The sequence below is a fragment of the Clostridium cadaveris genome (genome assembly GCF_020911725.1).
Lineage (GTDB): Bacteria > Bacillota > Clostridia > Clostridiales > Clostridiaceae > Clostridium_X > Clostridium_X cadaveris.
Map to the genome: position 1 here is coordinate 1,433,931 of NZ_CP076620.1, position 15,142 is coordinate 1,449,072.

Annotated in this window: 15 protein-coding genes; 13 read left to right on the forward strand and 2 right to left on the reverse strand. The window is 30.8% G+C overall.

The features are described from left to right. Positions 1–26: 26 nt before the first annotated feature. The gene (locus KQH81_RS06605; RefSeq protein ID WP_027637940.1) at positions 27–2,567 is read left to right on the forward strand and encodes a calcium-translocating P-type ATPase, PMCA-type; all 2,541 of its coding nucleotides are present in this window, start codon (positions 27–29) and stop codon (positions 2,565–2,567) included. Positions 2,568–2,605: 38 nt separating this feature from the next. On the opposite strand, the gene KQH81_RS06610 is transcribed toward KQH81_RS06605, so the two are convergent. Next, positions 2,606–3,019: a hypothetical protein gene (locus KQH81_RS06610; protein ID WP_027637941.1), complete on the reverse strand. Its 414-nt coding sequence runs from the start codon at positions 3,017–3,019 to the stop codon at positions 2,606–2,608. Positions 3,020–3,346: 327 nt separating this feature from the next. On the opposite strand from KQH81_RS06610, the gene KQH81_RS06615 reads away from it, so the two are divergent. The 9 genes from KQH81_RS06615 to holA all read left to right on the forward strand — a co-directional run bounded on the left by KQH81_RS06615 (position 3,347) and on the right by holA (position 12,068). Next, entirely contained in the window at positions 3,347–5,647 is a 2,301-nt protein-coding gene (locus KQH81_RS06615) for an AAA family ATPase (RefSeq protein WP_230029129.1), read from the forward strand. Positions 5,648–5,797: 150 nt separating this feature from the next. Further along, positions 5,798–6,130 carry an anti-sigma F factor antagonist gene (gene spoIIAA, locus KQH81_RS06620; protein WP_027637943.1) on the forward strand — a complete coding sequence of 111 codons (333 nt, stop codon included), beginning with the start codon at positions 5,798–5,800 and terminating at the stop codon, positions 6,128–6,130. Positions 6,131–6,146: 16 nt separating this feature from the next. After that, complete coding sequence (spoIIAB, locus tag KQH81_RS06625) at positions 6,147–6,578, forward strand: anti-sigma F factor (protein WP_027637944.1); 432 nt, start codon at positions 6,147–6,149, stop codon at positions 6,576–6,578. A 9-nt stretch (positions 6,579–6,587) separates the two neighbouring features. Beyond that, entirely contained in the window at positions 6,588–7,343 is a 756-nt protein-coding gene (gene sigF, locus KQH81_RS06630) for an RNA polymerase sporulation sigma factor SigF (protein ID WP_027637945.1), read from the forward strand. Between the two features lie 83 nt (positions 7,344–7,426). Then, positions 7,427–7,885, forward strand: a complete 459-nt coding sequence (gene spoVAC, locus KQH81_RS06635; RefSeq protein WP_027637946.1) for a stage V sporulation protein AC — start codon at positions 7,427–7,429, stop codon at positions 7,883–7,885. Between the two features lie 16 nt (positions 7,886–7,901). Then, a complete protein-coding gene (gene spoVAD / locus KQH81_RS06640; RefSeq protein WP_027637947.1) occupies positions 7,902–8,927 on the forward strand; it encodes a stage V sporulation protein AD in 1,026 nt (341 codons plus the stop codon). After that, on the forward strand, positions 8,927–9,280 hold the full coding sequence (spoVAE, locus tag KQH81_RS06645) for a stage V sporulation protein AE (protein ID WP_027637948.1): 354 nt from the start codon (positions 8,927–8,929) through the stop codon (positions 9,278–9,280). Before spoVAD ends, spoVAE begins: the two co-directional genes overlap by 1 nt. Positions 9,281–9,362: 82 nt before the next feature. After that, entirely contained in the window at positions 9,363–11,021 is a 1,659-nt protein-coding gene (locus KQH81_RS06650; protein WP_051196187.1) for a ComEC/Rec2 family competence protein, read from the forward strand. Between the two features lie 3 nt (positions 11,022–11,024). Next, a complete protein-coding gene (holA, locus tag KQH81_RS06655; RefSeq protein WP_027637949.1) occupies positions 11,025–12,068 on the forward strand; it encodes a DNA polymerase III subunit delta in 1,044 nt (347 codons plus the stop codon). 43 nt (positions 12,069–12,111) lie between these two features. Here the strand turns inward: holA and rpsT are convergent, their stop codons facing one another. Beyond that, on the reverse strand, positions 12,112–12,378 hold the full coding sequence (rpsT, locus tag KQH81_RS06660; protein WP_027637950.1) for a 30S ribosomal protein S20: 267 nt from the start codon (positions 12,376–12,378) through the stop codon (positions 12,112–12,114). Between the two features lie 242 nt (positions 12,379–12,620). Here rpsT and gpr point away from each other — a divergent pair, with 242 nt between their 5' ends. The 3 genes from gpr (at position 12,621) to KQH81_RS06675 (ending at position 15,140) form a co-directional block, all read left to right on the forward strand. Further along, a complete protein-coding gene (gpr, locus tag KQH81_RS06665) occupies positions 12,621–13,595 on the forward strand; it encodes a GPR endopeptidase (RefSeq protein WP_027637951.1) in 975 nt (324 codons plus the stop codon). Between the two features lie 51 nt (positions 13,596–13,646). Then, complete coding sequence (locus KQH81_RS06670) at positions 13,647–14,714, forward strand: stage II sporulation protein P (protein WP_027637952.1); 1,068 nt, start codon at positions 13,647–13,649, stop codon at positions 14,712–14,714. A gap of 69 nt (positions 14,715–14,783) precedes the next feature. Then, a complete protein-coding gene (locus KQH81_RS06675; protein ID WP_027637953.1) occupies positions 14,784–15,140 on the forward strand; it encodes a hypothetical protein in 357 nt (118 codons plus the stop codon). Positions 15,141–15,142: the final 2 nt, after the last annotated feature.

The following is a 15,142-nucleotide window of genomic DNA, read 5'->3' on the forward strand; positions in this document are numbered from 1 at the left end:
AATTTTAATACCAGAGGAGAGATAAAATGGTTGAAGAAAAAGATTTAATAATTGGTTTAACAAACGAGGAAGCTGATAAAAGATTAAAAGTCTATGGATTAAATACTCTTCAAGATAAGAAAAAGATATCTCCCATCTTTATATTTTTAGCACAGTTCAATGATTTCATGACGTGGGTGCTATTGGCAGCTACTGTGATATCAGGAATTATGGGAGACATGGCAGATGCTATAACCATACTTATAATAGTTGTAATAAATGGGTTGCTAGGTTTTGTTCAAGAGTATAGAACAGAGAAATCCTTAGAAGCTTTAAAAAATTTAGCAGCTCCTACAACTAAAGTTTATAGAAATGGGAAGATATGCGTCATGAGCGCGGAAAAGATTACATTAGGTGATGTGGTAGTTTTAGAGGCAGGAGATAGGATACCAGGTGATGGAATAATCATTGATGGCAATGGAATCATGGTAAATGAATCTCTTTTGACTGGTGAATCTGATGGTGTTGAAAAGAACTTAAGAGGAAATAATAAAATTTTTATGGGAACTATCGTTTTAAAGGGAAAGGCCCTAGCTAAGATAACAGAAGTAGGAATGTCAACAGAAATGGGAAAGATAGCTGATATGTTATCAAACATAGAAGAAGAAAAGTCGCCATTGAAGGAAAAATTAAATAGAGTCGGGCGAGTTCTTGTTGTTGTATGTATGGCTATATGCGCTGTTGTAACTTTAGTAGGAATAGCAAGAGGACAAGAACCAAGAGAAATGTTCCTTTTGGGAGTATCACTAGCTGTGGCAGCTATACCAGAAGGACTTCCAGCAATAGTTACAGTTTCACTAGCATTAGGAGTATCTAGAATGCTTAAGAGAAATGCTCTTGTAAGAAAGCTGCCAGCAGTTGAAACCTTAGGATGTACTTCTATAATATGCAGTGATAAGACAGGTACTCTTACAGAAAATAAGATGACTGTAAAAGCTATGTACTTTAACAATAACATATATGAAAGTGACAAAATATCATTACCAGAAAATATTCTTTTAAAGAAAGCCTTTACTTATTGCAATGACTGTAATTATGATTTTGAAAGTAGGTCTATGGAAAAAGGACTAATGGGTGATCCTACAGAAACGGCTTTAATAAGTGCTTATTTTAAGAATATGAAAGATATAAAAATATTTTTAAACGGCGCTCAAAGAATTTATGAACTTCCATTTGACTCATCTAGAAAAATGATGTCTGTAGTAGTAAAAGAAAATGGCAAAGAGGTATGTTATGTTAAGGGTGCACCTGAAAAATTAATTGGAAAATGCAAATATATACTTTTGAATAATTCTGTAGTTCCTTTTGATTATACTTTAAAAAATAAGGTGTCAAAATCTATAGAAGAAATGTCACTTAAGGCTTTAAGATGTATAGGCGCAGCTTATAAGGACAGCGGAATTACAAAAAATGAGTCTTTGGAGAAAGATCTTATTTTCTTAGGAATAGCTGGTATTATAGATCCTCCAAGAAAAGAAGTAAAGGATTCTATTCTAAAATGCAGAATGGCTGGAATAAGACCTGTTATGATAACTGGAGACCATAAAAATACAGCATTTGCTATAGGAAAAGAAATTGATTTATGTACATCTCTAGATGAAGTCATGACTGGCGAAGAGATAGAGAGTATCAGTGACAAAGATCTTATAAAAAAAGTTATGAAAACAAAGATATATGCGAGAGTAAGTCCAAATCACAAACTTAGAATAGTTAAAGCTTATAAGAGTATTGGGAAAGTAGTGGCTATGACCGGAGATGGAGTTAATGATGCTCCTGCCATAAAAGAAGCCGATATAGGAATAGCTATGGGTATATCAGGAACAGATGTATCTAAAGAGGCTTCTGCTATGATACTTATGGACGATAATTTTTCAACTATAGTTTCTGCAGTAGAAGAGGGAAGAGTAATATACAATAACATACGAAAATTTATTAGATACTTGCTCTCATGTAATTTGGGAGAAGTTCTAACTATGTTTTTAGCATCTATGTTCAGTCTTCCAATACCATTATCACCAATACAAATACTATTTGTAAATCTTGCAACAGATGGACTTCCAGCAATAGCGTTAGGTGTAGACCCACCAGACAGTGATATAATGGGAGAAAAACCAAGGAAAAAGAATGAGGATATATTTGCTAGAGGATTAGTTGAAAAGATAGTTATAAGGGGAGCACTTATAGGAATTTGCACACTTTTAACTTTTATAGCAGGAATGTATTATGGATTCAGCATTAAAACTTGCAGGACTATGACTCTTAGTACTTTAGTTTTATCTCAATTAATTCATGTATTTGAATGCAGGTCTGAAAGACACTCTATATTTGAGATAAAATTATTTACTAATCCATATTTAGTTGGAGCTGTATTAGTATCCATCGTAATGCTTTTATCTATAATTTATATACCATTTTTATCTATTGTTTTCCAAACTACAATGTTAAATATTGGACAATGGTTTATAGTGGTTTTCTTTTCAGGGATAATAGCGATGATAAACAGCTTGTATCTATATAGAAAAAGATAATGAAAAAACGGCTAACCTCAGGGCTAGCCGTTAATAATTTATTTGTATCTAACTCTTTTAACTTGCTGTTTCATTGGAGCATCAACAGGAACTAAATCACGTTTTGTAGTTAAGTTTCTTATGTTCATAACTTCTATACTTTCTTTGTTCTCTTTGCCTTTTTTACCTTTTTTGCCTTTTAGTCCTTGAATGATTACAGAATGTCCTTGAGCTATAGTTATAAATTCAGGTTTTTTAAACCATTTATTTTTTTGATAAACGCACTTAGTTACGTTTTTTGTTCCTTGAGGTCTAACAATTAGTGTTGCAGTTAGCTTATGAAAAATCCAAAGAATACTCTTTTCTTCTACCTTAGCAGAAACTACATTTCCTTGAACTTGTGTTAATCTGTCACCATATTTTTTGAAATAAGCATTAGTATAATGCTGTACAAGCTTATCCTTAAATCCCATATTAAAGACTCCTTTACTATAAATTGTAAATATATTATTACATCAATTTTATATATGACTAAGAAATATTATATCATAGTATAAATATCATTAAAATAGCTTATATAAAATTTGTAGATTAAAACTTATGTTAGATATTTTTATATATAAATTAACTTATTTTATGTTCTAACAATTTCTCTATTAAAAATATAGTTAATAAGTTAAGGGTATCATAAAACTTTTATTTTTAATATTGTTACTAAAAATCACAATAATGAATATTAATATAATAGTAATGTTTTGAAGGGAGGACTATCTTTAAAAAAATTAAAGATAGGTGCGGCTATGAAGAGAAAATTAACCTCTAAGGAAGTAATATTTCAGTTTGATTTTAAAGGTGAAGACATGGATCTTTCGAAGGATTGTGTGCTTCACGAATATAAAGATGTATACAAAGAGATAGAAGAGATAGTTTTACATGATGAAAAAGGAGATTTGAATATATATTTGGTAGACGAATTCTCTAAAGATAAAATAAATGATCTTATATCAAGAATAGAAGAGATATTAAAAGGCAAAAATCCGCCTAAGGATATTTGCTATGTCATATATGATAATGAAAAAGCTCCTAAAGTGCTTATTCTTAAAAATGGTATGGCAGTAAAGCTTAAAGAATCTTTAGAGTTTGTTAAGGAGGAAGTATATAAAATAATTTTAAAATTTTATAGTACTTCCTCGGCAAATGATAAAGATTTAATTATGGATGAATTAAATAAAAAGAGAAGTGATTTAATAGAATTTTTAATGGAAAAAGCTAAAGATGAGGGGTTTGACATAAAGGCTACATCTCAAGGATTTGCTTTTATGCCATTAAAAGAAGAAGGGGAAGCCATGACGACCAAGGAATATGACGGTCTTGATATGCTTCTTAAGGAGGAGATTTTAGGAAAAGTATCAAAACTTAAGAGTTCAGCTCAAGATATATTAGATTCAATAAGAGAGCTTGAAGATAAATATCTAGATAAGGTAAAGATGATAATGAAAACTTATTTGGATGATAAAAGCAAAGATATAAAAGATCAATATTACAAAGATTTAAATGGTGATGAAGTTTCTATGAATTATTTGGAATTTGTGATAAATAATATTATAGATTCAGCGGTAGATAATTTTTCAGGAGAATTGGATGATGATGCAGAGGTTATAGATAAGATTATAGAAAAATTTATAGTAAATATAATAGCTGACAATAGTGGAGAAAAACATCCAAGAGTAATATTTGAAAGCAATCCTATAGTGTCTAATCTCATGGGCAAAATAGAATATGAAACTCAGAGTGGAACGTATGCTACAAGTCCTTCTCTAATATATGGAGGATCACTTATAAGAGCCAATGAAGGAGTGTTTATTGTAAGGATTAGCGATTTGTTAAATAACGCAGGTTCATATGAGTATTTAAACAAAGCTATATTTAATAAAAAAATAAGCTATGATTTTTATAGAAGTTATTTAGAAATACTATCTTTAAGCACTTTAGACATTGAAGAGATACCATTTGATACGAAAATAATAATAATAGGAGATTTTGAATATTACAATATATTATCAGAATATGATAGTAATTTTAAAAGCAATTTTCCAATACATTTAGAAGCAAATCCTGTGATAAGGATTTGTAAAGAAGATATGGAAGATATAAGAGTTAGGCTAAATAAGATAATTAAAGACAACAATTTGCTTCAGATAACTCATGGTGGTTTTAAAGAAATCGTGAAATATTTATGCAGAAAATCTGAAAATAGAGACAAGATTTATTTTAATGATGAAGATGTTGTAAGATTATTGCAAAGATGTTGTATAAAAGCAAAGATAAGTGGTAAGAATCAAATAGATGAAGCATCAATCCAAAAAATAACAGAAGAAAAATCTATTTTTGAAATTGAAAATATTGATATGTACAAAGAAGGAAAAGTTCTTATAAATGTAGATGGAACTAAAACTGGTTCCGTTAATGGATTATCTGTGGTAGGGACAAATAATATAAGTTTTGGAAAGCCTATAAGGATAACTTGTGTCTGCTATAAAGGCGATGGGAATATACTAGATGCCCATAAAGAAAGTAAGCTAAGCGGTAAGATTCATGAGAAATCTTTAAACATTTTAAAAGCCTATATAAATAGTTTGTATGACAAATACAACTCTCTACCTGTTGATTTTTATTTGAGCTTTGAGCAGGTTTATGGAAATCTCGAAGGTGATAGTGCCTCTGTAGCAGAGGTTATAGCCATGTTATCAGCTTTAACTTCTATTTCAATAAATCAAAATATAGCTGTTACAGGTTCTATTAATCAATTTGGTGAAATTCAGCCTGTAGGAGGAATAAATGAAAAGATAGAGGGATTTTTTAATTTATGTGACAGTATCTCAACGATTGATGGAAAAGGAGTTTTAATCCCAGCTACTAATCTTAGTGATATAATACTAAATCACAAGGTAGAAGAAGCAGTAAGAAAAGGAGAATTCTCCATATATACTATGAATACTATAGAAGATGCTGTGGAAATCCTTATGGAAGACATGAATTGGAGTCGCTTTATGGAGATATTTAATAATGAAATAAAAAGGTTTATAGGAAAGAAGAAATAGATTAAACCTAAGAATATGAATTTTCATGGAAAAAGAAGGAAAATAATCCTTTGCGTAGAATATGAATGTAGTAGGGCGTTATGACTAGTTTATGAAAATATATTTTTTAATTTTACAGCCAGAAAATATTCTATGTAAAGGAGGAACATTATGTATTTAAAATTTGATGAACAGGATAAAACTTTAATTGTGACCTTACTAGGTGAATTAGATCACCATAGCTCTGAAGAAGTTAGAAATAAAATCGATTATAGATTAGACAATGATGATATAACAAAACTTATATTAAACTTTTCAGGAGTTACTTTTATGGACAGCTCTGGTATAGGAGTTGTTATAGGAAGATATAAAAAACTTGCAATGAAAAACGGATCTCTTTTTGTAGTGTCAGTCAGCAACAGAGTAAAGAAGATATTTGAGCTTTCTGGTATGTATAAGATAATAAAGGAATTTGACACTATAGAAGAGGCCTTAAAGAACTAGTGATGGGGGGATAAATATGCTTCATAATAAAATGAAAATAGAGTTTTTAAGTAAATCAGAAAATGAGGGGTTTGCAAGAGTTGCTGTAGCGGCTTTTGTTTCTCAAATCGACCCTACTATTGAAGAAATTTCAGACTTAAAGACAGCAGTGTCAGAAGCAGTTACAAATTCTATCATACATGGGTATGAGAATAAAGAGGATAAGCTAGTTATGATAGAGGCTGAAATATGTGATAATAATGTTACTGTTATTGTAGAAGATAATGGAGTAGGTATAGAGAACTTAAAGGAAGCTATGGAACCCTTATATACTTCAAGACCAGACCTTGAAAGATCAGGTATGGGATTTACCGTTATGGAAAGCTTTATGGATAATTTAGAAGTTGTCAGCGAGAAAGGAAAAGGTACAAAGGTCATAATGAAGAAAATCTTTAAATCAGTAAGTTAGGTGAAAGTTATGGATGAAGTATTACAAAAAAAAGAGCTTTACAACTATGACGACAATGAAGAACTTATAAGGATATCTAAAACAGGAGATAAGAATGCTTTAGACACGGTTATAAGAATAAATCTTCCATTAGTTTCATCTATAAGCAAAAAATTTCTAAATAGAGGTTATGACTACGAAGATATATATCAAATAGGTTCCATGGGACTTATAAAGGCAATAAATAATTTTGATGCTAGCTTTAATGTTAAATTCTCAACTTATGCTGTGCCTATGATTGTAGGTGAAATCAAGAGATTTTTAAGAGACGATGGTATGATAAAAGTCAGCAGAGGTGTAAAAAATACGGCAAAAAAGCTGCATTATGATAGAGAAGCATTAACTAAAAAGCTTGATAGAGAGCCTACCGTAGAAGAACTTGCAGAGTATTCAGGTATAGATGTAGAAGATGTAGTTTTTGCGTTAGATTCAATAAATAATATAAACTACCTTTATGATACTATTCATCAAGATGAAGGTGCTCCAGTATTGCTTATAGATAAACTTAGTGAAAGTCCAGAAGAAGATAAGGCTATAATAGATAGAATAGCCTTAAAAGAAGCTTTAAGAGATTTAGATCAAAAAGCTAGGCAGGTAATAATGCTTAGATATTTTAAAGATAAAACTCAAGTGCAGGTTGCAAAGATGCTTGGAATAAGCCAAGTACAAGTATCGAGAATTGAAAAAAAGGTTTTAAAGCAGATGAAAGAGATGCTTACAGAATGAGGACGCTAAGTCCTTTTTCTTTTTTTGAATATAAATTATATAGAATTGGCAAAATAGAAGAAAATATATTTAGGGAGGATATTATGGATAAAAAAGATAGTGAATTGCAGAAAAAATTTCATAAGATAGCTAAGGAAGCTGAGCCAAAGCCAAATTTACTAAAAAACTGTATAATGGCTTTTTTATTTGGAGGAGCTATTTGTACAATCGGACAGGTTTTTTTTAACTTATATACTAATTTTGGCTTTGATAAAGATGAAGTTTCTATATTAGTATCATCTACCATGATATTTTTAGGAGCTTTCCTAACCGGACTTGGAGTATATGATAAATTAGCTAATTACGCAGGAGCAGGTACTGTTGTACCAATAACAGGTTTTGCTAACTCTATAGTTTCTCCAGCCATAGAATTTAAATCTGAAGGGTATGTGTTTGGTGTAGGTGCTAAGATGTTTACAATTGCCGGACCGGTATTGGTTTATGGTATATCATCTTCAGTCTTAGTTGGAATAGTTTATTATATAGTGAAATATGTAATGTAAAGAAAGTGGTGATATTATGAGTAAAAGAATGGGAGAACAAACTGTAAAGCTTGAAAAGAAACCTAAAATTATAGCAACGACTTCTGTTGTCGGACCTAAAGAGGGTCAGGGTCCTTTAAAAGATTATTTTGACATAATTTTAAAAGATGATAAAAATGGTCAAGACAGCTATGAGAAAGCTGAAAGCAGTATTATGGATCTTGCTATTAAAGAAACCATAAAAAAAGCTGGCCTTCAGGATAAGGATATAAATTATCTTTTTGCGGGAGACCTTTTAAACCAAACTATATCTTCCAACTATGTTGCAAGAGGCCTTGATATTCCTTTCTTTGGATTGTATGGAGCATGCTCAACTATGTCCGAATCTTTAAGCTTAGCAGCAATGACATTAGACGGAGGATTTGCTGATTACGCTTTGGCATGCACATCCTCACATTTCAGCAGTGCTGAAAGGCAGTATAGATATCCTTTAGAGTTTGGAAGTCAAAGAGCAAAAACAGCTCAATGGACTGTAACTGGATCTGGATGTATGCTTTTAGGACTGAATGGAGACTATCCTGAAGTTACATATATAACTACAGGAAAGGTAAAAGATTATGGAATAAATGATGCAAACAATATGGGAGCAGCAATGGCTCCAGCAGCTGTTTCTACTATAAGTCAACATTTTAAGGATACAGGATTTAAAGTAGAAGATTATGACCTTATAATGAGTGGAGATTTGGGTAAAGTAGGAAAGAGTATAACTGAAGAGATGCTCTTAGAAGAATATGACTTGGATATAAGAAGCATATATATGGATGGCGGTGACTCCATATTCGATGATAGTGAGCAGAAAACAGAATCTGGAGGAAGTGGATGTGGATGCTCAGCTGTAGTTGGATGCGGATACGTATATAAGAAGATGAGGGAAGGAAAGTTTAAGAGAATTATGATTGTTTCAACAGGGGCTTTAATGAGTCCGACAAGCAGCTATCAAGGAGAAACTATACCTGGAATCGCACATGCTGTAACCATAGAATACAATAAGGAGGGGAGATAATGGATTACATAAAAGCTTTTATAGTAGGTGGACTTATCTGCGTTATAGCGCAAATTCTTATGGACAAAACTAAACTTACTCCAGCAAGAATATTGGTAGCTTTTGTAACTATAGGAGCAATCCTTGGAGGACTCAACATTTATGATAAATTAGTTGAGATTGGAGGAGCCGGAGCAACAGTTCCTCTTCCAGGGTTTGGATATTCTTTGGCAAAGGGAGTAATGAAAGAAGTAGATAATAGTGGACTTATAGGAGTTCTTACTGGAGGGGTCAAAGGAACTGCTGGTGGGATAACTGCTGCAATAATCTTTGGATATATAATGGCTTTATTATCTAGGTCTAGAACAAAATAAAAGAATACATAAAGAAATTTTGACTAAGTCTTTCTATAATTGTTAATGCTTATAGAAAGACTATTTTTTATGTGAGGGTTTTATGAATAAAGCAATTGTATATTATACTATTATGGTGTTTTTGGGTATGCTGTCTGGATATTTGTACTTTTTTAATAAGGTTATTGCACTTATATTCTTTATTACAATATCAGGAGTTATGGCTGTAACTATAAAAAATAAATATGCTATTCTCATGATTATATTTTTAATCCTAGGTTTTGGTTTATTTTATCAATATTTCAATATAGATGTGCCACGAAGGGGAGTATATGAATTAAAGCTGGATGAATATAAGGAATATTATACTGAGGGGGAATATAAAGGAAGAAGGGTAAATCTTAATCTTCCGGACAACAAAGAAAAAATAAAAGAAGGCAGCTATATAAAAGGACATGGGGTTTTTAAAAAAGAAATATCTTATGAAAATGGATTTATTGGAACAATTTATATAGATATTGTGAAAGAGACAAGAAGTGGTATTTTACAAAAGATATATGAATTTAAGAATTATACTATAGACTCTTTTAAAGAAACATTAGGAGATAAAAGAGCAGCGGTTATAAACGGTGTTGCATATGGAATGGTAGATTCTATAGACGAAGATACTATGAACCAATTAAAAACTTTAGGTATAATACACGTTATAAGTGTATCAGGACTTCATATAGCATTAGTGTTTTCAGCAGTTGAAAAAGTTTTTGGGTATAAAGTTGCACTTATAATTTGCTTTTTGTATGTGATTTTCACTGGAAGCAAAGCAGCAACTATAAGATCTTTTATTATGATAATGATGATGAAACTCAGCAAGTGTTTATATAAAAAATATAATCCATTAAGTGCCCTATGCACATCCGCTTTAATTCTTTTAGTATATAAACCTTATTTTGCACTTAATATGGGGTTCCACTTATCTTATATTTCTACATTAGGCATAATTTTATTTTATAATAAAATTAGAAAACTATTATACAAACTTCCAGAAAAAATAAATAGCAATTTAAGTTTATGCTTAAGTGCACAAGTTTTTGTGTTTCCTTATACAGCCTTCTCATTTAACAACTTTGCATTAGGATTTGTAATAGGAAACATGATTTTAATACCGCTTTACAGTGTTTTAGTAGTTCTAGGCATGATATATATACCCATACAGTTTATACCTGTATTAAAGAATGTATCTGTATTTTTGATAGGGAAACTTATAGATTTTATATATTTTTTATGTGGCATCCTTACAGCAATATCACCTAATATAAGCTATATGGATTATGCTATAGGAATTATATATATGGCATTTTTGATGGGAATTATATTTTATTTCAATAATATAAAATGGGGAAAAGCTTTAGCATTATCGGCATGTATATGTGCAGCTATAAGTTCTTACAACTTCTTTCCATTAATCTTCCCAGTAAAAGAAGGATACGAGCATGGTATAACTGTAAATGATGGATTTAAAAGAGAACTTATAATAATTAATGAAGGGAAAAGCAAAAAATTAAGAAATAAATATGTCGGTTTTGAGATTAAGCCGTTGAAAGATAAAAATATGAAAGTGAAATTAAATTCTAAGTATGGTATATTAGTTAATGAAAATAAACGGTATTTAATTACGGATAAAGATTATGAAACTCTGGATTTAAATGTAGAAGGTTGCATTTACACCATACTAAATGGAAAGATACTTAAAATAGGGGGGTAAAAGATGAGTCATATATCTATTGAAAATTTGTATTTAGAATTAAAAAAAGGTATAGTACACAATTCTTATATCTTTTATGGAATAGATGAAAAGCAGATAAAGGAAGCTATAGAAGCCATTATAGATAAAGTTTTAGATGGTCCTCTAAAAGATTTGAATTTATTTAAATTTGACGGAATGAATTTTGATTTTCAGTCCTTTAAGGAAAATGCGGAAAATATACCTTTCATGAGTGAGAAAAAGGTTATGGTTCTTTATAGAACAGAAGCATTAAGGGCAAAATCTAAGGAAGCTGGAAAGGGCAACGCAAAAAAAGAAAGCAAAGAGCTGATGGATTACCTAAAAAATCCTCCAAATCACTGTGTTATAATAGCTTATTATGTATTTAATGATAAGAGAGAAAAAAATAAAGCTTTGGATAATATGAAAAGTGATATATGTCTGATAAAAGTAGAGGAACTAAAAGGTGATAGGCTGTATAGGAAAGTTGCTGATATTTTTAGAGAAAAAGGAAGAGACATAGGGAAGATAGAACTTACTTATTTTTGTGAAAACAGTAGTAAGGATTTGAACATAATAGAAAATGATGTAGATAAGCTCATAAGCTATTGTATGGATAGAACTATAACTAAAGATGATATATCAAAGCTTCTAAATATATCTCATACTGATGATGTTTTTGATTTAGTGGATGCAATATGCCAAGGAAAAATTGAAAAAGCTATTTCCCTTATGAATGAACTTATATTTAAAGGGACAAATGAAATAAATATCTTATATATGATTGAAAGACAGTTCGATCTTTTATTGAAAGGAAAAGTTGCTGTAAATAATAGACAAGGAGCAGAAGAATTTGAGAAGCTTCATGGAGTGAATTTCTATGTTGGAAAAAGAATAATGGAACAGAGCAGAAGATTCTCAGAGAAAAAGTTAAAAGAATGCATAAAGATATGTGCAGATGTAGATGGAATACTGAAATCAAAATCTGTCAATGCTAAGATGGAACTTGAAATGCTTCTTGTAAGAAGTGCACAAATTAAGAATTAAATATCAAAAAAATAAATAACCGGTATAAATACCGGTTTATTTATTATGCGCTTAGTGCGTTTAACTTAGCAGATAGTCTTGATTTCTTTCTTGCAGCCATGTTTTGATGTACTACTCCCTTTGAAGTAGCCATATCTAAAGCTTTAACTGTAGCGTTGAAAGCAACCTTAGCTTCTTCTGCGTTGTTAGCAGCAACAGCTGATTCAAATTTCTTTATAGTTGTCTTAAGCGCAGACTTTATCATCTTATTTTGTAAAGTCTTAGCTTCAGTAACCTTTATTCTTTTTTTAGCTGATTTTATGTTTGCCATTCTAATTCACCCCCTTTAATTTTATAGGGTCTCAGCAGCTTGGGGAATCTGCTTGCGAGTTTCATTTTAACAAAAGCTATTATAACATTAATCTATTATTACTTCAAGTCTTTATTTATATAGATCTGTCTATTTATTTTATAAAAAAATGAAAAAAGAATAGTATTTTTTAGTTTTAGTAATATTTCTATAGAAAAATAGAGAAAATAGTATATAGAGAAAGTTTAAGGAGTGAAAATTTTATGTTTAGTATAAGAACTGACCTAGCCTTAGAAGCTAGAGAAATGTATGTTGAAACTAATCGAAAAGAATCAGATGGGATAGAGTTTCTAGAGGGAAAACAAGGAAATGTTGATGTGACTACAGTTAAAATTTTAAATGAAACTGGAGAAGAAAATATGGGGAAACCTATAGGTACATATATAACCCTTCAAATGCCTCAGTTGACACTTTATGATGGAGAACTTATGGACGAAGTTAGCAAAATATTGGCTTTTCAAATAGGTGAAATATTAAAAGTAAAGAAAGAAAGCACTACTCTTGTAGTAGGACTTGGAAATTGGAAGGTGACTCCTGATGCTTTGGGACCTAAAGTTGTATCAAAGCTCATGATAACAAGACACCTAAAGGCATTAATGCCAGACAGTATAGATGATGAAGTGACACCTGTATGTGCTATAGCGCCAGGAGTTCTGGGGATAACAGGTATTGAAACTGGAGAGATAATAAAATCAATAGTATCAAATATAAAACCTGATTTTATTATATGTATAGATGCTTTGGCTTCAAGAAGGATAGACAGAGTAAATACAACTATACAGTTAAGTACTACAGGTATAAGTCCAGGAGCAGGAGTAGGTAACAGAAGAATGGAAATAAGTGAAAAAACTGTGGGTGTTCCTGTAATAGCAATAGGTGTTCCAACAGTAGTTGATGCTGCAACAATAGCTAATGACAGCATAGACTTAGTATTAGATGAGATGATACATCAAGCTACTAGTGGCGGAGAGTTTTATAATATGCTTAAATCTCTTGACAAAGGAGAAAAGAACAGGATGATACGTGATTTATTAAATCCTTATGTGGGGGATTTAGTAGTTACTCCTAAGGATGTGGATGCTGTAATAGATGCAGTATCGAAGATAATTTCAACAGGAATAAATATGGCACTTCAGCCATCACTAGATGTAGAAGATATAAATAAATTTTTAAATTAATCATATAAAAAAATCCCTCTTCATATATTAAGACTATGGGGAGGGATTCTTGTGATTGAATTTAAAACTAATGCTAATAAAATGCTAAAACTTAAGCTCCTAGGATTATTTTTGCTTACCATCATTTTGAGTTTAATGCTTTTAAATTCATTAAGCGATAAAATGATAAAAGGAACTAAAGGAAACATATTATACACGTCTATACTTAATTACTCAATTCCTATATTGACTCAAGGAAATAATATTGGAGAATCGGAACATAGATTAAATATAAAAGAAGAAGTATTAAATGCCTTAGGCATAAACATAAGTAACCCATTATCTATAATTGCTAAAGAAATTCCGTTTTTCAAAGAAGCTTTAAAAGATAATGGAGGAGGCAAGCCAGAGCTTAATGGTTTGAACCCGTTTAAATTAAATGAAACAAACATAGTAAAGGATGAGGAAGGTAGCAATGGTTCTATAGAAGTATCTGATGCATCTTTAAAGAAAACTTTGAACCCTAATAAGCCAGAGGTTTTAATATATCATAGTCACACCACTGAAAGTTTTGCGCCAGGAGATGCCAATTCAAAAGACAATAGCAAAAACATAGTTGCAGTAGGAGATGTATTGACATCAGAACTTCAAGATAAATACGGTATATCTGTTATTCATGACAACACGCTCCATAATGATATGTATACTTTAAGTTATAAAAGGTCCAGAGAAACAGTACAAAAATATTTAAATAAATATGGGAATTTTAAACTTATAATAGACCTTCACAGAGACTCTGGAGTTAATAAGGACAGCGTTACAGCTACAGTAAATGGAGAAAAGGTAGCTAGATTTATGTTTGTAATATCAAAAGATAGAAGTAATTATAGTAAAAATAAGCCTCTTGTAGATAGAATGATAGCAACTGCAAATAAATTATATCCAGGGGCAATGAGACAGACTAAATGGGGAGATTATATATGGTGGTATAATCATGGAAGTTATCACTTTAATCAGGATTTAAGTGATAATGTGGTTCTTATAGAGATGGGAACTGAAATGAATACATTAGATGAGGCGCAGAATACTGCTAAGATTATAGGAAGACTCATTGCAGAAGAATTGAATGGTAAAAAGTAAAAAAAGGAATATAAATCTATAATATGGGACATCATTATAAGTAAAATACTTATAGGGGTGTCTTTTATTATGAATGTAATAAGAAAATATAAAAAAAGTATAGTAATAGTGATTGCTGCTTTGATATTATTTGCAGGTATAATAATTATAAATATAGATATGACTGCCAAAAATCAATATTTAGAAAATACTGTATCTAATACAGAAAGTCTGCTTAAAGATGAAGGATATGAGAAGATATTTTTGAGAGATAGAGATAGAAGTTTTTTAAAGATATACAATTCCTCAGATCCATTTTCATTAAAAATAAATTTTGGCGATTATAATATAGTGGTAAATGATAATATGACGACTGATATGGCATATAATTTTAAGACTAATATGACAACCTTAAAAGAATATGTAAAAGACATGTTTGAAAAATAGTA